General features: G+C 71.5%; 1 protein-coding gene. It reads right to left on the bottom strand.

What is annotated here, in order from left to right:
• Positions 1–289 (bottom strand): flavoprotein (locus Q5762_RS37625; protein ID WP_315896810.1); only part of this gene is annotated, 289 nt, incomplete at its 3' end.
• Between the last annotated feature and the right edge of the window lie 41 nt (positions 290–330).

The raw sequence follows: 330 nt of genomic DNA, 5'->3' as shown, positions 1-330 counted from the left end.
CCCCGGCGCCCGGCAGCTCGGGGACGCCCGCCGGCCCGGCGCACGGCTTGGCGGTGCCGGGCATCGCCAGCTCCAGCTCCGCCCTCCCCCGCTCCTCCTCGCCGGCCAGCGCCGCGACCGACAGCGGGGTGACGAATTCTTCGCCCGCGCGCGTCAGCACCGGCACGACCGATGCGCCCGCCGCCGTCAGCCGTCGAATCACTTCAAGCGTCTTATAGGCGGCGATGCCGCCGCCAATGATAAGCAGAATCCGGCGCCCCTGAAGCGCGGGCTGAACCTCTGGCTGCATCTGGCCCTCCTGTCCTTGCTCACAGAGATAGGCAAACCGCA

It is taken from the genome of Streptomyces sp. P9(2023) (assembly GCF_032436795.1).
In the GTDB taxonomy this organism is placed as follows: Bacteria; Actinomycetota; Actinomycetes; order Streptomycetales; family Streptomycetaceae; genus Streptomyces.
This window is presented reverse-complemented; position numbering and strand designations above follow the sequence as displayed.